15 protein-coding genes are annotated in these 19,467 nt (G+C 68.5%); 7 read left to right on the top strand and 8 right to left on the bottom strand.

Annotated elements, in window-relative coordinates:
• Positions 1-60: 60 nt before the first annotated feature.
• Both murJ and SSPS47_RS16720 read right to left on the bottom strand, forming a co-directional pair.
• Positions 61-2,283: a murein biosynthesis integral membrane protein MurJ gene (gene murJ, locus SSPS47_RS16725; RefSeq protein WP_164251802.1), complete on the bottom strand. Its 2,223-nt coding sequence runs from the start codon at positions 2,281-2,283 to the stop codon at positions 61-63.
• 45 nt (positions 2,284-2,328) lie between these two features.
• The gene (locus SSPS47_RS16720) at positions 2,329-4,896 is read right to left on the bottom strand and encodes a DUF6049 family protein (RefSeq protein ID WP_164251801.1); all 2,568 of its coding nucleotides are present in this window, start codon (positions 4,894-4,896) and stop codon (positions 2,329-2,331) included.
• Between the two features lie 195 nt (positions 4,897-5,091).
• On the opposite strand from SSPS47_RS16720, the gene SSPS47_RS16715 reads away from it, so the two are divergent.
• Positions 5,092-6,558, top strand: a complete 1,467-nt coding sequence (locus tag SSPS47_RS16715; RefSeq protein WP_164251800.1) for a CCA tRNA nucleotidyltransferase — start codon at positions 5,092-5,094, stop codon at positions 6,556-6,558.
• A gap of 121 nt (positions 6,559-6,679) precedes the next feature.
• On the opposite strand, the gene SSPS47_RS16710 is transcribed toward SSPS47_RS16715, so the two are convergent.
• From SSPS47_RS16710 to SSPS47_RS16700, 3 genes are all read right to left on the bottom strand, one after another.
• On the bottom strand, positions 6,680-7,951 hold the full coding sequence (locus SSPS47_RS16710; RefSeq protein ID WP_164251799.1) for an MFS transporter: 1,272 nt from the start codon (positions 7,949-7,951) through the stop codon (positions 6,680-6,682).
• Between the two features lie 112 nt (positions 7,952-8,063).
• Positions 8,064-9,146 carry an inositol-3-phosphate synthase gene (locus tag SSPS47_RS16705; protein WP_147873147.1) on the bottom strand — a complete coding sequence of 361 codons (1,083 nt, stop codon included), beginning with the start codon at positions 9,144-9,146 and terminating at the stop codon, positions 8,064-8,066.
• Between the two features lie 61 nt (positions 9,147-9,207).
• Positions 9,208-9,966 carry a PadR family transcriptional regulator gene (locus tag SSPS47_RS16700; protein WP_164251798.1) on the bottom strand — a complete coding sequence of 253 codons (759 nt, stop codon included), beginning with the start codon at positions 9,964-9,966 and terminating at the stop codon, positions 9,208-9,210.
• 359 nt (positions 9,967-10,325) lie between these two features.
• On the opposite strand from SSPS47_RS16700, the gene SSPS47_RS16695 reads away from it, so the two are divergent.
• A complete protein-coding gene (locus SSPS47_RS16695; RefSeq protein ID WP_164251797.1) occupies positions 10,326-13,019 on the top strand; it encodes a transglycosylase domain-containing protein in 2,694 nt (897 codons plus the stop codon).
• Between the two features lie 155 nt (positions 13,020-13,174).
• Positions 13,175-14,671, top strand: coding sequence for a glycosyltransferase 87 family protein (locus tag SSPS47_RS16690; protein WP_164251796.1), 1,497 nt, complete (start codon positions 13,175-13,177; stop codon positions 14,669-14,671).
• Positions 14,672-14,767: 96 nt separating this feature from the next.
• On the opposite strand, the gene SSPS47_RS16685 is transcribed toward SSPS47_RS16690, so the two are convergent.
• The 3 genes from SSPS47_RS16685 to SSPS47_RS16675 form a co-directional block, all read right to left on the bottom strand.
• A complete protein-coding gene (locus tag SSPS47_RS16685) occupies positions 14,768-15,799 on the bottom strand; it encodes an alanine racemase (protein ID WP_164251795.1) in 1,032 nt (343 codons plus the stop codon).
• Between the two features lie 111 nt (positions 15,800-15,910).
• On the bottom strand, positions 15,911-17,029 hold the full coding sequence (locus tag SSPS47_RS16680; protein WP_147873142.1) for a peptidoglycan bridge formation glycyltransferase FemA/FemB family protein: 1,119 nt from the start codon (positions 17,027-17,029) through the stop codon (positions 15,911-15,913).
• 110 nt (positions 17,030-17,139) lie between these two features.
• The gene (locus SSPS47_RS16675; protein WP_164251794.1) at positions 17,140-17,454 is read right to left on the bottom strand and encodes a hypothetical protein; all 315 of its coding nucleotides are present in this window, start codon (positions 17,452-17,454) and stop codon (positions 17,140-17,142) included.
• Positions 17,455-17,726: 272 nt separating this feature from the next.
• Here SSPS47_RS16675 and rpsF point away from each other — a divergent pair, with 272 nt between their 5' ends.
• The 4 genes from rpsF to rplI all read left to right on the top strand — a co-directional run bounded on the left by rpsF (position 17,727) and on the right by rplI (position 19,444).
• Positions 17,727-18,017 carry a 30S ribosomal protein S6 gene (rpsF, locus tag SSPS47_RS16670; RefSeq protein WP_023540278.1) on the top strand — a complete coding sequence of 97 codons (291 nt, stop codon included), beginning with the start codon at positions 17,727-17,729 and terminating at the stop codon, positions 18,015-18,017.
• Between the two features lie 74 nt (positions 18,018-18,091).
• Positions 18,092-18,700, top strand: a complete 609-nt coding sequence (locus SSPS47_RS16665; RefSeq protein ID WP_164251793.1) for a single-stranded DNA-binding protein — start codon at positions 18,092-18,094, stop codon at positions 18,698-18,700.
• 42 nt (positions 18,701-18,742) lie between these two features.
• A complete protein-coding gene (gene rpsR / locus SSPS47_RS16660; RefSeq protein WP_003967857.1) occupies positions 18,743-18,979 on the top strand; it encodes a 30S ribosomal protein S18 in 237 nt (78 codons plus the stop codon).
• Between the two features lie 18 nt (positions 18,980-18,997).
• Complete coding sequence (gene rplI / locus SSPS47_RS16655; RefSeq protein ID WP_164251792.1) at positions 18,998-19,444, top strand: 50S ribosomal protein L9; 447 nt, start codon at positions 18,998-19,000, stop codon at positions 19,442-19,444.
• Positions 19,445-19,467 lie beyond the last annotated feature (23 nt).

Here is a 19,467-nt window from a genome sequence, read left to right as displayed (position 1 = left end):
ACAGTCGGACGCTATGCACGACACACGGCGGTCGACGATGGTTGTGCTCGGCCCCGGGACCTAGCGTCCGAGACGGCCCCGGACCATGCCCACCAAGGCGTTCATCTCCTCGATACGCAGCTTCCGCGCGACGACGAAGAAGCAGGCCAAGAGGACGATGCCGCCGACCGCCAATGCGGTGAACGAGCCCAGGACCTCACTGCCGAGCCTGTCGAGCACGAGATAGCCGACCGAGCCGGCGGCGATCGTTCCGGGGACGGACGCCAGGCAGAGTCGCGCGTACGTACGCAACACGTGCGAGCCGTCCAGATCGCCGCCCAGACGCTTCTTGAGCCTGCGCCAGGCGATGCCCACACCGACGGCGTAGGCGAGGCCGTACGAGGCGGCCATGCCCACGACGGCCCAGCGGGAGGGCAGGACGAGGAAGCAGACGGCGGAGGCGGCTGCGTTCACGACGGCCACGATGACCGTGTTGTAGAAGGGGGTTCGGGTGTCCTCGTAGGCGTAGAAGGCACGGAGCACCACGTACTGCACGGAGAACGGGATCAGACCGAGGCCGAAGGCCATCAGCATGTAGCCCATGGAGCGCGCCGATTCGATGCCGGACGAGCCGAAGATCAGCGTGCACATCGGGATGCCGAGAGCGACGAAGCTGAAGGCGACCGGGACGATCGCGACGGCCGAGTTGCGCAGGCCCTGCGAGATGTCGTCGCGTACGGCCCCGGTGTCGCCGTCGTGCGCGGAGCGCGAGAGCCTCGGCAGCAGTGCGGCCATGACCGAGACGGTGATGATGGCCTGCGGCATGCCCCAGATCAGCTGGGCGTTGGAGTAGGCGATGTAACCCGCGCCCTGGGTGCCCGAGTCGACGCCCGCCGCCGTGGAGAGCTGGGAGACGACCAGCACGCCGGCCTGGTTGGCGAGGACGAACAGCACGGTCCACTTGGCGAGTTTGGCGGCCTTGCCGAGGCCGTGGCCACGCCAGTCGAAGCGCAGCCGGATCCGGAAGCCGGTCTCCCGGAGGTAGGGGATCATCGCCAGGGCCTGGACGGTGAGGCCGAGCACCACGCCGACGCCGAGCAGACGCTCCGCCTCGGGCGGGATGGAGGCGACCGTCATCCCGGAGTCCTCGGCCGTGCCGTACACCCAGATGAACATGACGAGGGTGGCGATGATGATGATGTTGTTGAGGACCGGGGTCCACATCATCGCGCCGAACCTGCCGCGGGCGTTGAGGATCTGCCCCATCACCACGTGCACGCCCATGAAGAAGATGGTGATCAGGCAGTAGCGCACGAAGACGACGGCGACGTCGTTGGCCGCCGGGTTGTCCGCGATGCTCACCGACATGAGGCGGACCAGCACCGGGGCGGCGAACACCGAGAGCGCGGTCAGCGAGCCGAGGATGACGACGACCAGGGTCAGCAGGCGGTTCGCGTACGCCTCGCCGCCGTCCTCGTCGTCCTTCATCGCGCGGATGAGCTGGGGGACGAAGACGGAGTTGAGGCCGCCGCCGATGGTCAGGATGTAGATCATCGTCGGCAGGGTGATGGCGAGCTGGAAGGTGTCGCCGAGGGTGGCGGCGCCGAGCGCGGCCACGATCAGTGCGGAGCGTACGAAGCCGGTGAGCCGGGAGACGAGCGTGCCCGCCGCCATCACCGCGCTGGACTTCAGCAGTCCGGAGGCCCGCCCGCCGGACTTCTTCGCGGGCGGTGGCGCCGGAGCCGCTTCGGGCGCGGCGGCCACGGGCCGGCCCATCCCCTCCTGGTCGCGGAAGAGATGCGCGAACGCGTCGGGCTCAGGCTCGTCCGTGCGTGCCCGGGTGACGAGCTCGTCGACGCCCGTGAACTGTGTGGTCCTCGCGTCGTCGCCGTACGGCAGACCGTGTGACGGCCCGTCGGGCTCGGGCGGCGGGGGCTGGGCCCAGACGCGCGGATCGGGCGCGTACTGCTGCGCGGGCGGCTGCTGGTAGAGCGGCATCGTCTCCGGGTACGCGCCGGGAGGCGGCGGATGTGCCTCGGACACCGGGCCCTGCGGGCGGTAGGGGTCCTGGGCGTACGGATCCGGTGGGTAGGCGCCCTGGGGGTACTGGTCCTGGCCGTACGGGGGCCGGGCGTACTGGTCGTCGGTGCGCGGAGGCGGGGCGTACGGGCTCTGGGCGTACGGATCCCGTGCGGGGTCGGGCGCGGGGGCGTTGGGATCGGCGGCGGGTGGCTGGGGCGGAACATGCCCTGCCGGATCGCCGCCAGCACCCTGCCCGCGGTCACCGTCGTACGGCGCGTTCATCGTTACCCCACCTCATCGTTTCCGGCCGACCGGCCACGACATCGCTCAACGGTCCACTTTCTCACCCTTGCCCGACGGGTCCCCGCTTTCCGGACGGGTGTCCGGGGCAGGGTCACTCGGCTGCCCAGATCCGGCGCCGTCGAGGTCGCCCGGAGTCTCCGGCGCGGCGGAGGCCGTCGCGGACGGCCCGGGGGACGCCGCTGCGGAATCCGGGGAGGGGTCCGGGGCGGCGGGATCCGGGGCAGGGGACGCGTCGCCTTCGGTGCCGTTGTCGGGGCGGCCGGGGGAGTCACCGTCGTCGGCGCTGCCGCCCCCGGTGTCGCCGTCGGCATCCGCACCGGCGTCGGCGGCGGCCTTGTCCTCCGCCGCCTTCGCCGCCACCGCCCGCTTGCGCTGGCTGTACATCTTGACCCCCGCCAGGACGAGCATCAGCACACCGCCGGCGATGACGAGCATCACGGTGGGAGTCAGCTCGGAGACCCTGACCTGGAACGTCATGGGGCTGCCGTACGGCCGGTTGTCGGTCGTGTAGAGCTGCGCCGTCAGCTCCACCGGGCCGTTGGCGTTGGCCGCGCCGGTGAACTTCACCACCTGGGTGTGTCCGCCGTCGATCTTGATCGGCTGCTCGGTGACGGCGCTGCCGTCGTCCAGCTTCAGACGCGTCGCGTTCGTGGACTGGAGACGCAGGACGAGGTTGTCGACGCCCTGCAGGAGCTGGTTCTGGACCGTCACCGGGATGGTCGCGCTGCGTCCGGACAGGGTCAGCTCGGACTTCTGGATGAGCTGGACCTCGCTGGAGAGGCTCGTCAGATAGCGGTTCACCGAGTCGCGGTACTGGTCGGCGCCCTTGGCGTTGCCCCGCCAGGACATGGAGACCGCCCTGTTCACGGCGTTGGCGAAGGGGGTCGCCACCCGGTCGGGGAGGGTGAGGATGGCCTTGAACTTCCCGAGCCGCTCCCCCATCCCCTTGAGCTCCTCGAACGCGGACGCGGGGAGTTCCTGGTCACGGAGCTTGTCCGGATACCGCGTCGGGCCGGGCACCTTGGTGGTGGCGTTGGTGTCCGGTTTCGCGGCGGCGGCGGCGACCAGGTCGGAAGGCTGGGTCCAGCGCCCTCCGTCCAGACCCTGGAGGGCACGGGCCATGGACTGCGCCTGGCTGGCCGAGGGAGTGCGCTGCGGGGCGACCACGATGTCGCGCTGCTTCGAGGGGTCCTGGAGATTCACGGCCAGCGACTGGGCGAGGAACTTCTGGACCGCGAGCGTGGAACTGCCCGCCTTGGTCACATCGCCCTGGAAGGCGGTGGACAGCCGGGTGTCGCTGACCACGGCCGTCGTGCCGCCGCCGATGGGCCGGGCCGCGCTCGCCGTGTACGGCAGGTTGTCCTGGATGCTGTCGCTGCGCGAGATCACCTTGTCGGCGCCCGCGGAGGTCGCCACATCGACGATCGACGGGTCGACCGCGCCGTCCGCGGGCCACGCGAAGTCGGTGGCGGGCGGCACATGAAGGATGGTCTCCACGGTCTTCCCGGCCACCTCGCTGGAGCTCTGGAGATGGCCGAGGGTGCCGGAGACGTTCTCGCCGCCGTGGGCCAGCGACGCCAGGTCGGGGTCGCCGAAGGGCAGCGCGACGATGTTGCCGTTGTCCTGGACGGCCTTCTCCAGAGAGTTGAGCCACGTCCTGGCCACGAGCTGGTTCTTGCCCGCGACCGTGGATTTGCCTTCACGGACCCGGTAGGGGTCGGTCATCGCCTCGACGGTGGCGAGGAGGTCCGGGTCGACGACCCAGGTGACGGGGAGCTGACCGCCGAGCGAGACGAGCTGCTCCAGCCGGCCGCCGGGGGCCAGCTCCTGGGCCAGGTCGTCGTTCTCGAAGACCGGGGTCTGCTGGTCGTCCGAGCCGGTCTCGGCGGAGACGTGCGACGTGGAGATCAGCGGCCAGAGGTAGGTGAACTTGGTCTTCTTGTCCACCGGGTCCGGCTGCCACGGCAGGAACGTGCGGCGGACGCCGAGGGTGTGGTCGTACGGTTCGGCCGCCGTCCGGCCCGTGAGCGTCACACCGAGCTGGTAGACGCCGTCGGCCCCGAGGCCGAGCTTGCTCACCGGTACCGACAGGGCGAAGTCGTAGCTGATGCCCGAGGCGAGCTTCTCGAACTCGACCTTGTACTTGCCGCCCACCGGCAGCGGGTCGTACGTGGTGTCGTTGGAGCGCTCGACGGCGTCGTCGATGGCGGTGCGGCCGGTGAGCTGCGGGCCCACCCGGAGATCGACCCGGGCGTCGGTGACCGTCTTCTTGCTCTTGTTGGTCACCGTGCCGGAGATCGTGAGGGTGTCACCCTTGGTGGGCGCGCTGGGCGCCAGGGTGTCGAGCGCGACGGAGACGGTGTTCGGACCGGACGGCTGGGCGGCGGCGCTCGCCGGAGAGCCCTTGACGGCCCCTGTGGTGGCCGTGGAGAGGGACGAGGCGGCCGAGTCGGCCGCGGCCGCCTGCGGCGCGGCGAGACCCCCCAGCAGCCCGGCCAGGAGCGGCACCCCTGCGGCCGTGGCGGCGGTGCGCCCCAGCCATCGGCGGGCAGGAGAGTGCTTCATCCCCTGGATGTCTGCCGCCTCGGCCACGCGCCCGCCCGTCCCTTGTCGTCAATGGTCGTCGTCAATAGTCGTCGATTGTGCGTCCACGCATGGTAACGATGTGCGCTGTGACGAAGTGCCGGGGACCGACCTTCATGATCGGAAGAATCTCACGGGTGGTGGAAACCGGCGCTCCGGAAACCCGGACGCCGGGGTCGGCCGGGGCACGTACCCTTTTCTGTTGTGCCGAACGCCAACGAAGAGACTCCCCTTGCACTGAGTCAGGTGCAGCGCCGCGCGGTCAGCGAACTGCTGCGGGTGTCCCCTGTCGCCGACGACCTCGCGCGCCGATTCCAGGAGGCGGGCTTCACCCTCGCCCTGGTCGGAGGCTCCGTGAGGGACGCCCTCCTCGGTCGCCTCGGCAACGACCTCGACTTCACGACCGACGCCAGGCCCGACGACGTACTGAAGATCGTCCGGCCCTGGGCGGACTCCGTCTGGGAGGTCGGCATCGCCTTCGGCACGGTCGGCGTCCAGAAGGAGGGCCGGGTCGGCGACGACCGGCAGGACTTCCAGATCGAGGTCACGACCTACCGCTCCGAGGCCTACGACCGCACGTCGCGCAAGCCCGAGGTGTCGTACGGGGACTCCATCGAGGACGATCTCGTGCGCCGGGACTTCACCGTCAACGCGATGGCGGTCGCGCTGCCGCAGAAGGAGTTCATCGACCCGCACGGTGGTCTCCAGGACCTCGCGGCCGGTGTGCTGCGCACGCCCGGCACCCCCGAGGCGTCCTTCTCCGACGATCCGCTGCGCATGCTCAGGGCCGCGCGCTTCGCCGCACAGCTGGACTTCGAGGTCGCCCCCGACGTCGTCGCCGCCATGAAGGCCATGGCGGAGCGCATCGAGATCGTCTCGGCCGAGCGGGTACGGGAGGAGCTGAACAAACTGATCCTCTCCGGCCACCCGCGCAAGGGCCTGGCGCTGCTGGTGGACACCGGACTCGCGGAGCGCGTGCTGCCCGAGCTGCCCGCGCTGCGGCTGGAGAGTGACGAGCACCACCGGCACAAGGACGTGTACGAGCACTCGCTGACCGTCCTGGAGCAGGCCGTCGACCTGGAGGAGAACGGGCCGGACCTGGTGCTGCGGCTGGCCGCGCTGCTCCATGACATCGGCAAGCCCCGGACGCGGCGGTTCGAGAAGGACGGCGGGGTCTCCTTCCATCACCACGAGGTGGTGGGGGCGAAGCTGACCAAGAAGCGGATGACCGAGCTCAAGTACTCCAACGAGCTGGTGAAGGACGTCTCGCGACTGGTGGAGCTGCATCTGCGCTTCCACGGCTACGGCACGGGTGAGTGGACCGACTCGGCGGTGCGGCGGTACGTACGCGACGCCGGCCCGCTGCTGGACCGGCTCCACAAGCTGACCCGCTCGGACTGCACCACCCGCAACAAGCGCAAGGCGATGGCACTCTCGCGGGCCTACGACGGTCTTGAGGAGCGAATCGCGCAGTTGCAGGAGCAGGAGGAGCTGGACTCCATCCGGCCCGACCTGGACGGCAACCAGATCATGGAGACGCTGGGTGTCGGTCCGGGGCCGGTGATCGGGGCCGCGTACAAGTTCCTGCTGGAGCTGCGGCTGGAGAACGGACCGATGGGGCGTGACGAAGCGGTGAGCGCGCTGAAGGAATGGTGGGCTTCACAGAACTGAGCCCGGGGCGGCGGGCGGAGTCCGGTGGTCGATGTTTCACGTGAAACATCGATCGGTGGACGGCGACACAGGGGGCGATGTTTCACGTGAAACATCGCCCCCTTCGCGTGTGCTCTCCGCGCTACCCGTACTTCGCCGCGCGCTTCTTCCAGCGGAACAGCCCCGCCGCGGTGCACGCGTACAGCGCCGCCACCCCGAGTACGAGCACTGCCGAGCGGCCGTCCGGCGGCAGTATCAGTGCGGCGACCCCGGCCGCGCCCACGAAGGCGACGTTGAACAGGACGTCATAGAGGGAGAAGACCCGACCTCGGTACGCGTCGTCCACCGACGTCTGCACCACCGTGTCCGTCGAGATCTTCGCGCCCTGGGTGGTCAGGCCGAGCACGAACGCGGCGGCGAGCATCGGGACGGGAGAGAACGGCAGCGCCAGCGCCGGCTCCAGTACGGCCGCCGCCGCGGCGCACGCCGTCATCCAGCCGAACGAGCCGAGGCGCCCGACCGCCGCCGGTGTGAACACGGCCGCGGCGAAGAACCCCGCCCCCGAGACGAGGAGCGCCACCCCCAGCAGCGCGATCCCGTCCTCCTCGGTGTTCGACCAGGCGTAGCGGCAGAGCATCAGCACCATGACGGTCAGTGCTCCGTAGCAGAAGCGCATCAGCGTCATCGCGAGCAGTGCGACCGCCGCGTCGCGCCGCTCCGCCAAATGGCGCAGCCCTTCGCCGAGTCCGCGTGCGGTGGAGGCGAGAGCGGCCCCGATCCGGGGCTGCACCAGTCCCGGATCGGGGCCGAGGAGATCGCGTGTCATCGTGACCGACGCCAGCGCGGACGTCAGATAGAGCGCGGCGCCCAGCAGCACCACGGCGGCGTCGGAGCTGGAGACGACCAGCCGTACGAGGAAGGCGAGGCCGCCGCCCGCGGTCGCGGCGAGCGTGCCGGCCGTCGGGGAGAGGGAGTTGGCGACGACCAGGTGTCCGTCCTCGACGACGCGGGGCAGCGAGGCCGACAGCCCGGCGAGTACGAACCGGTTGACGGCCGTCACGGCGAGCGCGGAGACGTAGAAGAGCCAGTCCGGCATGGAGACGAGGATCAGTACGGCGGTGCAGGCCGCGAGGACGGCGCGCAGCAGATTGCCGTACAGGATGACCTGGCGCCGCCGCCAACGGTCGAGCAGCACCCCGGCGAACGGGCCGATGAGTGAGTACGGCAGCAGCAGCACCGCCATTGCCGACGCGATGGCGCCGGGGGAGGTCTGTTTCTCGGGGGAGAACACGACGTGCGCGGCCAGCGCGACCTGGAAGACCCCGTCCGCCGCTTGCGACAGCAGACGCACGGTCAGCAGACGACGGAAGTTGGGCAGACGCAGGAGCACGCGCAGATCGCGCACGACAGACATGTGGATCAGCGTCACACACGGCACGCGCGTCACATACGAAGGGTCCTCGGACGTCACATGGAAAGGTCCCCGGGCACTCTGCCCGGGGACCTTTCACCTGATGTGGCTCAGGTCAGCGCTCGACCTCGCCGCGGATGAACTTCTCCACGTTCTCGCGGGCCTCGTCGTCGAAGTACTGCACCGGCGGGGACTTCATGAAGTACGAAGAAGCGGAGAGGATCGGGCCGCCGATACCGCGGTCCTTGGCGATCTTCGCGGCGCGCACGGCGTCGATGATGACACCCGCGGAGTTCGGGGAGTCCCAGACCTCCAGCTTGTACTCCAGGTTCAGCGGAACGTCACCGAAGGCGCGGCCCTCGAGACGGACGTACGCCCACTTGCGGTCGTCCAGCCACGCCACGTAGTCCGAGGGGCCGATGTGGACGTTGTCGGCGCCCATGTCACGGTCGCGGATCTGCGAGGTGACCGCCTGCGTCTTGGAGATCTTCTTCGACTCCAGGCGGTCGCGCTCCAGCATGTTCTTGAAGTCCATGTTGCCGCCGACGTTCAGCTGCATCGTGCGGTCCAGGACGACACCGCGGTCCTCGAACAGCTTCGCCATCACACGGTGCGTGATGGTGGCGCCGACCTGCGACTTGATGTCGTCACCGACGATCGGGACACCGGCCTCGGTGAACTTGTCCGCCCACTCCTTGGTGCCGGCGATGAAGACCGGGAGGGCGTTGACGAAGCCGACCTTGGCGTCGATGGCGCACTGCGCGTAGAACTTCGCGGCGTCCTCGGAACCGACGGGCAGGTAGCAGACCAGGACGTCGACCTGCTTGTCCTTGAGGGTCTGCACGATGTCGGCCGGCGTTTCGTCCGACTCCTCGATCGTCTCGCGGTAGTACTTGCCGAGCCCGTCGTAGGTGTGGCCGCGCTGGACGGTCACGCCCGAGTTCGGGACGTCGCAGATCTTGATGGTGTTGTTCTCGCTGGCACCGATGGCGTCCGCGAGGTCGAGACCGACCTTCTTCGCGTCGACATCGAAGGCGGCGACGAACTCGACGTCCCCCACGTGGTACTCGCCGAACTGCACGTGCATCAGGCCGGGCACCTGGCCGGCCGGATCGGCGTCCTTGTAGAACTGGACGCCCTGCACCAGCGAGGCGGCACAGTTGCCCACGCCGACAATGGCTACGCGAACGGAACCCATCCTGGTTGCTCCCTGTGTGTGATCTCAATGTTGCGATGAAGCCCCGCGATGATGCGGAACCTCATGTGGTGGTGTCCTCGGACGGATCCGGCTGGCCGGGGGCTTCCGGAGGCGAACCTCCGGGAGTCCCCCGGAGCCGGGGCAGGCCGTCCTCGTCTCCCGTTGTGCTGTTGGTCGTACTGCTCGTCGTGCCGGTCGTGCTGTTCGGCGTGCCGTCCCGCCGGGCAGCGGGGCTCTCCGGGCCGGGCCCTCGCTGATCCCGTCCCGCCCGCTCGCTCTCGATGAGCTCGTTGAGCCAGCGCACTTCGCGCTCCACGGACTCCATACCGTGCCGCTGAAGTTCGAGCGTGTAGTCGTCGAGACGCTCCCGGGTGCGGGCCAGGGAAGCGCTCATCTTCTCCAGGCGCTCCTCCAGCCGGCTGCGACGGCCCTCCAGCACGCGCATCCGTACCTCGCGCTCCGTCTGTCCGAAGAAGGCGAAGCGAGCGGCGAAGTGCTCGTCCTCCCAGGCGTCCGGGCCCGTCTGTGACAGCAGGTCCTCGAAGTGCTCCTTGCCGTCCGCCGTCAGCCGGTAGACGATTTTGGCCCTGCGGCCCGCGAGTGACGCGGCGAGCGCCTCCTCGGGCGCACTGCCCGGCTCCTCGATCAACCATCCGTTGGCGACGAGCGTCTTGAGGCACGGATACAGCGTTCCGTAACTGAAGGCCCGGAAGATCCCCAGCGAGGTGTTGAGCCGTTTCCGCAGCTCGTAGCCGTGCATCGGAGACTCCCGCAGCAGACCCAGGACAGCGAATTCGAGGATGCCCGAGCGTCTGCTCACTTTCGCCTCCTCCGCCCTCCCGGCTGCTTATGCCGTCCCGATGTATCGACTCGATACATCGGGACGATAGAACACCGATGCTGATGGGACAAGAGGGGTCATGGTGAACGGCGTCACATCACCGATTCACAGCGAGTAACTTGCCTGATTTGGGGTGAAGTTCAGATCTCGGCGGGTTTGACCCTGCGTAGTCTGTGCGGCATGCAGACCACCGGGAACCGCGTGACGTGTGAGAGCGTCGTCGTTCTGGATGCATGCCGGATGAGCCCGACGCCGGGCACATCCGTATTCATTTCGGGGGGACCGGAACTCAACTGCCGCTTCCAGGCGTTCGCGCCTGCCCGAGGAGTAGTCGTTCGATGAGCGAGCACCGTCGCAAACAGGCCCAGCCGCAGGGTGGCCAGGGTGGCGGACGAGCCGCGGCCAGGCGCGCCGCGCAGCGGTCGGCAGGCCGCCGCGCGGATCCCTCCCGTGGAGTCCCCACGGCGTCCCACTCCGGCTCGTATGAACCGGAGCCTTCCTACGGAGGCCGAGCCGAAGCCCGCAGGGCCGCCCAGCGGGGCCGGCGCCGTGCCGCCGAGGGGGGCGGCGCCGGCGCGGGCGGCCATGGCGGAGGCCGCCGTGGTGGCGGCGGTCCCGACGGTCCCGGCCGGCCACGTGGCGGCAGGCCGGGCAAGAAGCGGATGATCGACTACCCGAGGCACGACAAGTACGGATGGCGTCGCTGGATGCCGTCCTGGAAGCTCGTGACCGGCCTCTTCATCGGCTTCCTCGGTGGTCTGATGGCCGCGGGTTCGATCGCGTACGCGCTGGTCGAGAAGCCCCAGGTGAGTCTGGCTTCCAAGGCCCAGAACAACGTCTACCTCTGGGACGACGGAACGCCGATGGTCTCCACCGGGGGTGAGGTCAACCGCCAGATCGTCAAGATCGAGCAGATTCCCGCGGCGATGCAGAACGCCGTGATCTCGGCGGAGAACAAGACGTTCAGGGAAGACTCGGGCGTCGACCCCATGGGTATCGGCCGGGCCGTGTTCAACATGGCCAAGGGCGGTCAGACGCAGGGTGGCTCGACCATCACCCAGCAGTTCGTCAAGAACGCCATGCTCAGCCAGGACCAGACCTTCAAGCGCAAGTTCGAAGAGCTGTTCATCTCCATCAAGGTCGGCGCCGACATGGAGAAACCCGATATCATGGCGGGTTACCTCAACACCTCCTACTACGGACGTGGCGCCTACGGCATCCAGGCGGCGGCCCGTACGTACTACGGCGTGGACGCCAGGGAGCTCAACCCGAGCCAGTGCGCCTTCCTGGCGACGCTCCTGAAGGGCGCGACGTACTACGACCCGAACGGCAACCCGTCGATCGACGCGAACGCCACGCAGAAGAACAACACCGAGCGCGCGACGAAGCGCTGGAAGTGGATTCTCGACGAGATGGTGAAGGACGGCCATCTCGAGGCGGCGGAGCGGGCGAAGTACGGCAAGTTCCCCATGCCGGACTCGCCGAAGAAGAACGCACAGCTCGGCGGCCAGGTCGGCTACCTCGTGGACCTCGCCAAGGCCTACTTCATCAACAACAACAAAAAGGGCATCACGGCCGACGACCTGGCCAAGGGCGGCTTCGAGATCAGGACGACCTTCAACAAGAAGAAGGTCGACGCGCTCAACAAGGCCGTCACCGACATCTACAAGGCGAACATCGACGAGAAGAAGCGCCCGAAGACGGACACCCACGTCCAGTTCGGCGGCGCCTCGGTCGAACCCTCGACCGGCAAGATCGTCGCGATCTACGGCGGGCAGGACGCCACCAAGCACTTCACCAACAACGCCGACCAGACCGGTGCCCAGGTCGGATCGACCTTCAAGCCGTACGTCCTGGCGGCGGCGATGCGTGACGGTGTGCGGGACCCCGAGCTCGGGCCGGAGCAGGGCGCCGAGTCGCGTAGGAAGGTCTCGCCGGACAAGAGCGAGTACAACGGCAAGAACAAACTGAAGATCAAGGACTACAACGGCGACATCTGGACCAACGAGAAGGGCGAGGAGTGGCACCAGCGCAACGACGGTGACGAGGACTACGAGGACATCAATCTGCGCGAGGCCATGAAGGTCTCGGCCAACTCCCCCTTCGTCCAGCTCGGTATGGACGTGGGTATTCCGCAGGTCCGACAGGCCGCCGTCGACGCCGGTCTGCTGGAGGACAGCCTTCCGGGCGGCAGCAACCCGTCGTTCTCCATCGGTATCTCCGACCCCAGCGCCATCCGCATGGCGGGCTCGTACGCCACCTTCGCCGACAACGGCACGCAGCGTGAGCCCTACTCCGTCCAGGAGGTCAAGAAGGAAGGCACTGTCGTCTTCGAGTACGACAAGAAGCCGCAGAACACGTTCGACGCCGACATCGCGAACAACGTGACCGACGTCCTCAAGTCCGTGGTCATGGAGAAGGGCGGCACGGGCACCTCGGCGCAGCTGCCGGACGGCCGTGAGGTCGCCGGCAAGACCGGTACCACCGACGGCAACAAGTCGGCCTGGTTCGTGGGCTACACCCCGCAGCTCTCCACCGCCATCGACATGTACCGGCTGGACGACAACGCCGAGAACAAGAACCGCAAGTTCCTGGAGATGTTCGGCACCGGCGGCCAGGACAAGATCCACGGTGCGTCGTTCCCGGCCGACATCTGGCGCGAGTACATGACGGTCGCGATGAAGGGCAAGGAAGCGCTGAAGTTCCCCGAGCCCTCGCCGATCGGCGAGGCGGTCTACGGCGGCGGCGTGCCGAGCCCGGAGCCGACGCCGACGGAGCAGCCGTCCGAGACCCCGTCCGAGGAGCCGTCCGAGAGCCCGTCCGAGGAGCCGTCCGAGAGCCCGGAGCCGACCGAGTCCTGTGACCAGTGGAACGGCTGTGAGGACGGAGGCACCGGTGATCCGGGTGGTCCGGGCGGTGAGGATCCCGGCGGAGTCATCGGGGATCCCGGCTCTTCGACCAGTCCACCACCGGAGACCGGGGATCCCGAGGGCGGCGACGGCGGAGGCTGGATCGGCGGCCCGGGAGGCTGAGACACCCCCCCGGGCCGGGACGCGGGTCGTGAGGCCCGCGAGAGAGAGTCCGGAAGCGACGCGAAGGCCGTCGCACCAGGGGCGTACACACACCGTGTACGCCCCGGTGCGGCGGCCTTCGCCGTGCCGCGGCGGCGTACGGCAGGATGGGCGGCATGCCGAGCACAGAAGACATCGCGGTGCCCAAGGACCGGCCGGTCGTACCGCCCACCAGGCGGGACAGGATCGCCGCGGCGGGCAGCGAGCTGATCGGCGGTCCCATCGGCCGCTGGGCCTGGTACGGCACCAGCCGGCTCACGCCGGTACGGGTGGTCGCGCTGGTGGCGATCGGGATGTTCGCGCTCGGCATGGTGCAGAAGATGCCCTGCTACGAATGGGCCTGGTTCCGGGGCGCCAGCTCCCAGTACACGCACGCCTGCTATTCGGACATCCCGCACCTCTTCCTCGGGCGGGGCTTCGCCGACAACCTCGTACCGTATTTCGATCAGCTCAACGGCGACATGCAGTACCTGGAGTACCCCGTCCTGACGGGTCTGTTCATGGAGGTCGCCTCCTGGTTCACCCCCGGCGACGGCTCCATCCAGCACCGCGAACAGATGTACTGGATGGTGAACGCGGGGATGCTGATGATCTGCGCGGTGATCATCGCCGTCTGCGTCGCACGCACCCACCGGCACCGCCCCTGGGACGCCCTGCTCCTCGCCCTGGCGCCCGCCTTCGCCCTCACCGCCACCATCAACTGGGACCTGCTGGCCGTCGCGCTCCTGGCGGCCGGGATGCTGATGTGGTCGCGCGGCCGTCCGCTGGCATTCGGCATCCTGATCGGCCTCGCGACGGCGGCCAAGCTCTATCCCGTACTGCTGCTGGGGCCCCTGCTGCTGCTGTGCTGGCGCGCGGGGCGGCTGCGGGAGTTCGGGGCGGCGCTGGGCGGTACGGCCTTCTCGTGGCTGCTGGTGAATCTGCCGGTGATGCTGTTCGCGCCCGAGGGGTGGAAGAAGTTCTACACGTTCAGCCAGGAGCGGCAGGTCGACTTCGGCTCGTTCTGGCTGATCATCACTCAGCGCACGGGGCGCTCCCTGGAGGTCGAGACCGTCAATACCTGGTCGATGGTGCTGATGGTGCTGGCGTGCGCGGGCATCGCGGCGCTCGCCCTGACGGCGCCGCGACGTCCCCGGTTCGCCCAGCTCGCCTTCCTGGTCGTCGCCGCCTTCATCCTGACCAACAAGGTCTACTCGCCGCAGTACGTGCTGTGGCTGATCCCGCTCGCCGCGCTGGCCCGGCCCCGGTGGCGCGACTTCCTGATCTGGCAGGCCTGCGAGGTCATGTACTTCCTGGGCATCTGGATGTATCTCGCGTACACGACCAGCGGTGACGCCCACAAGGGGCTGCCGACCGAGGGCTACCAGCTGGCCATCGCGCTGCACCTGCTGGGGACGCTGTACCTGTGCGCCGTCGTCGTACGGGACGTCCTGCTGCCGGAGCGCGACGGCGTACGGCGCGACGGTTCGGACGATCCGTCGGGCGGGGTGCTGGACGGGGCGCGGGACGTGTTCGTGCTCGGCCGGGCCGCCCGGCCGGGGGCGTACACGGCGCACACGGTGGAGGCGTCTCAGCGCGTCTCGTGGGGGATGCGGCCGCCCGGGGCCGCCTGAGCCACCGACCGACGGGTTGAAAACCGACGGCCGGTCGGCGCCCGGAAGGGCGGCCGACCGGCCATCGCGTTCCTGACTCCTGTCCGACAGGCGGTTCTAGCGGTCCACGAGCCGGTCGAACTGGGTCGTCGTGTGCCGCAGATGCGCCACCAGCTCGTCGCCCACCTTGGGCTCCTGCGCGTCCGCCGGCACGAACAGGATCGACACCTGCATGTGCGGCGGCTCGGCGAACCAGCGCTGCTTGCCCGACCACACGAAGGGCGAGAGGTTGCGGTTGACCGTCGCCAGGCCCGCCCGCGCGACGCCCTTGGCGCGCGGCATCACGCCGTGCAGCGCCTTCGGTGCCTCAAGTCCGACCCCGTGCGAGGTGCCGCCCGCGACGACCACCAGCCAGCCCTCGGACGCGGTCTTCTGCTGGCGGTAGCCGAACCGGTCGCCCTTGACGACGCGCGTCACGTCCAGCACGGCGCCCCGGTACTCGGTCGCCTCGTGGTCGCCCAGCCACAGCCGCGTGCCGATGCGGGCGCGGAACCGGGTCTGCGGGAACTGCCGCTGGAGACGGGCCAGTTCCTCGGCGCGCAGATGGCTTACGAACATGGTGTGCAGCGGGAGCCGGGCCGCGCGCAGCCGGTCCATCCAGCCGATGACCTCCTCGACCGCTTCGGAGCCGTCCGTGCGGTCGAGAGGCAGGTGCAGGGCGAAGCCTTCGAGGCGTACGTCCTCGATGGCGGTGTGGAGCTGGCCGAGCTCCTCCTCGCGGACGCCGTGGCGCTTCATCGAGCTCATGCACTCGATGACGACACGGGCGCCCACCAGCGCGAAGACGCCGTCGACCGAGGAGACGGAGCGGATGACGCGGTCGGGCAGCGGTACGGGCTCCTCGCCGCGGCGGAACGGGGTCAGGACCAGGAGATCGCCGCTGAACCAGTCCTTGATGCGGGCGGCTTCGTAGATGGTGCCGACGGCGAGGATGTCGGACTCGAAGCGGGAGGTCTCCTCGGAGAGCCGTTCGTGACCGAAGCCGTAGCCATTGCCCTTGCAGACCGGGACGAGGCCCGGGAACTGGTCAATGACCGTCTTCTGGTGCGCCCGCCAGCGCGCGGTGTCGACGTAGAGGGAGAGCGCCATGCCGGTCCGGAACCTTTCTCGTGGCTGCGGTGTATGAAGGATATGAACGTGCTTGAGGGTCTTGGGTCCACCGGGTCGGGATACCGGTCTGGATATGCGTCGGGATACGGCTCAACGGCGAGACATGTACATGTCGAGAGCCTTGTGGAGCAACTTGTTGAGCGGGAAGTCCCACTCGCCCACGTACTCGACGGCCTCGCCACCCGTGCCCACCTTGAACTGGATGAGACCGAACAGGTGATCCGTCTCGTCGAGCGAGTCCGAGATCCCGCGCAGGTCGTAGACGGTCGCGCCCATCGCGTAGGCGTCACGGAGCATCCGCCACTGCATCGCGTTCGAGGGCCGGACCTCCCGCTTGTGGTTGGCCGACGCCCCGTACGAGTACCAGACGTGGCCGCCCACGATGAGCATCGTCGCGGCCGCGACGTTCTCCCCCTCGTGCCGGGCGAAGTACAGCCGCATGCGGTTGGGGTCCTCGGAGTTGAGGACGGTCCACATCCGCTGGAAGTACGAGAGCGGCCGGGGCCGGAAGTGGTCGCGCTCAGCGGTGATCTCGTACAGCCGCTGCCACTCGGCCAGGTCGTCGTAGCCGGCCTGGACGACCTCGACGCCCGCCTTCTCCGCCTTCTTGATGTTGCGCCGCCACAGCTGGTTGAAGCCCTTGAGGACATCGTCCAGCGACCGGTTCGCCAGCGGCACCTGGAAGACGTAGCGGGGCTGTACGTCTCCGAAGCCCGCCCCGCCGTCCTCGCCCTGCTGCCAGCCCATCTTGCGCAGCCGGTCGGCCACTTCGAAGGCACGCGGCTCGATGTGGGTGGCCTCCACATCGCGGAGCCGCTTGACGTCCTGGTCCTGGATGCCCGACTTGATGGCCGCCGCGTCCCAGCGGCGGATCACCACCGGCGGCCCCATCTTCACGGAGAAGGCGCCCTGGTTGCGCAGATGCGCGAGCATCGGCTGGAGCCAGTCGGCCAGGTTGGGGGCGTACCAGTTGATGACCGGGCCCTCGGGCAGATACGCGAGATACCGCTTGATCTTGGGCAGCTGGCGGTAGAGCACCAGGCCGGCGCCGACCAGCTGGCCGTCCCTGTCGAACCAGCCCAGGCTCTCCGAGCGCCACTCCGTCTTCACGTCCGCCCACGCGGGGACCTGGCAGTGGCTGGCCGCGGGCAGGCTCTGGATGTACGCCAGATGCTGCTCGCGACTGATGGTGCTCAGCGTCAGGGTCATGCGGGGCGCTCCTCGCAGATGTGTCCCCATGGAGTAGGGGGGCTCCGGCTCTCGCGCCGAAGCCTACTTGCCGAAGGAGCGCCCCGGCTGGCCACGGGGCGGAGCGGGCCTCAGCCCAGTACTCCGCCGAAGAGACCGCCGTGCGCCATCCCGAGATAGAAGCCGACCGCCGAGGAGGCCAGGCCCATGATCAACGCGAACCGCTCGTGGGTCGTCACCGAGACGAACTGGCCGTACAGGCCCGTGAGGATGCCGATGAGCCCCGCCCAGGAGCTGAGGATGTGCAGGTTGTCGAACATCCCGGAGACGAAGGCGGTGACACCCACCACCGCGGTCACCCAGAGAAGAACGTCCTGGAGGGGATGGGGCCGGTGATCGGAGGCGAAGAGAGAACCAGTTCTCCTGGATTGCATTGCCTGAGCCATGGGGCACCTCCTGGCGCCTTGCCGGAGGGCGGCGCATCGTAGCGCCGCCCACACCCGATGTGTACAGGGTGCGTCCGTCCCCGGCCGGATTTCAACCGGAAGCCGGTCAAGAGGTAGTCTGTACGGTCTGCACCGGTGTCTGCCCAGGCCAGAACGCGATCCTCGCTCGTCGAGCGGGATTGTCAGTGGCTGCCGATACCGTTGCTCACGCATCACGACCCTCCTGCCACGGAACGACCGTGGCCGCTGAGTCCAAAGGAGGTGGGTTCCACATGCGTCACTACGAGGTGATGGTCATCCTCGACCCCGATCTCGAGGAGCGAGCAGTCTCCCCGCTGATCGAGAACTTCCTCTCCGTCGTCCGTGAGGGCGACGGAAAGGTGGAGAAGGTCGACACCTGGGGCCGTCGTCGTCTCTCTTACGAGATCAAGAAGAAGCCCGAGGGCATCTACTCGGTCATCGATCTGCAGGCTGAGCCCGCGATCGTCAAGGAGCTCGACCGACAGATGAACCTGAACGAGTCGGTCCTCCGGACCAAGGTCCTCCGTCCCGAGACCCACTGAGCTTCTAGCTCAGCGGTAATCGGGTCCGAGTAGCAGCCAGCACCAGAAGCAATCCCCGCCGAGAGGTTCACCCAATGGCAGGCGAGACCGTCATCACGGTCGTCGGCAATCTCGTCGACGACCCCGAGCTGCGCTTCACCCCGTCCGGTGCGGCGGTCGCGAAGTTCCGTGTCGCGTCGACTCCCCGCATCTTCGACAAGCAGACCAACGAGTGGAAGGACGGCGATGGCCTGTTCCTCACCTGCTCGGTCTGGCGTCAGGCGGCGGAGAACGTCGCCGAGTCGCTTCAGCGGGGCATGCGCGTCGTCGTGCAGGGCCGGCTCAAGCAGCGGTCGTACGAGGACCGCGAAGGCGTCAAGCGCACGGTCTACGAGCTGGACGTCGAGGAAGTCGGCCCCAGCCTGAAGACCGCCACGGCCAAGGTCACCAAGACCACCGGTCGTGGTGGCCAGGGCGGTTACGGCGGCGGTGGCGGCGGTCAGCAGCAGGGCGGCGGCAACTGGGGCGGCGGCCCCGGTGGTGGTCAGCAGCAGGGCGGCGGCGGAGCATCCGCCGACGATCCCTGGGCGACCAGCGCGCCGGCCGGCGGTGGCCAGCAGCAGGGTGGCGGAGGCAACGGAGGCGGTTGGGGCGGAGGCTCCGGCGGTTCCGGCGGCGGCTACTCGGACGAGCCGCCCTTCTAGGGCAGCTCGCTCCCACTTTCTTGATCACACAGGAGAAACACCATGGCGAAGCCGCCTGTGCGCAAGCCTAAGAAGAAGGTCTGCGCATTCTGCAAGGACAAGACCCAGTACGTGGACTACAAGGACACGAACATGCTGCGGAAGTTCATTTCCGACCGTGGCAAGATCCGTGCCCGCCGCGTCACCGGCAACTGCACGCAGCACCAGCGTGACGTCGCCACGGCAGTCAAGAACAGCCGTGAGATGGCGCTGCTGCCCTACACGTCCACCGCGCGATAAGGGGAGGGTGACTTAATCATGAAGATCATCCTCACTCACGAGGTCTCCGGCCTCGGCGCCGCCGGCGACGTCGTCGACGTCAAGGACGGATACGCCCGCAACTACCTGGTCCCGCGTGGTTTCGCGATCCGCTGGACCAAGGGCGGCGAGAAGGACGTCGAGCAGATTCGTCGTGCTCGCAAGATCCACGAGATCGCCACCATCGAGCAGGCCAACGAGATCAAGGCCCGCCTCGAAGGTGTGAAGGTGCGTCTGGCTGTTCGCTCCGGCGACGCCGGCCGTCTCTTCGGCTCCGTCACCCCGGCCGACCTCGCTTCGGCGATCAAGTCCGCCGGTGGTCCGGAGGTCGACAAGCGCCGTATCGAGCTCGGTTCGCCGATCAAGACCCTGGGCTCGCACCAGGTGTCGGTGCGTCTGCACCCCGAGGTCGCCGCGAAGTTCGGCGTCGAGGTCGTGTCCGCCTAGGGCTTCGACCGCGGTGGCTGACC

The sequence above is a fragment of the Streptomyces sp. S4.7 genome, from assembly GCF_010384365.1.
Lineage (GTDB): Bacteria > Actinomycetota > Actinomycetes > Streptomycetales > Streptomycetaceae > Streptomyces.
The sequence above is the reverse complement of the archived record's forward strand: the minus strand, read 5'-3'. Positions and strand labels throughout refer to the sequence as shown.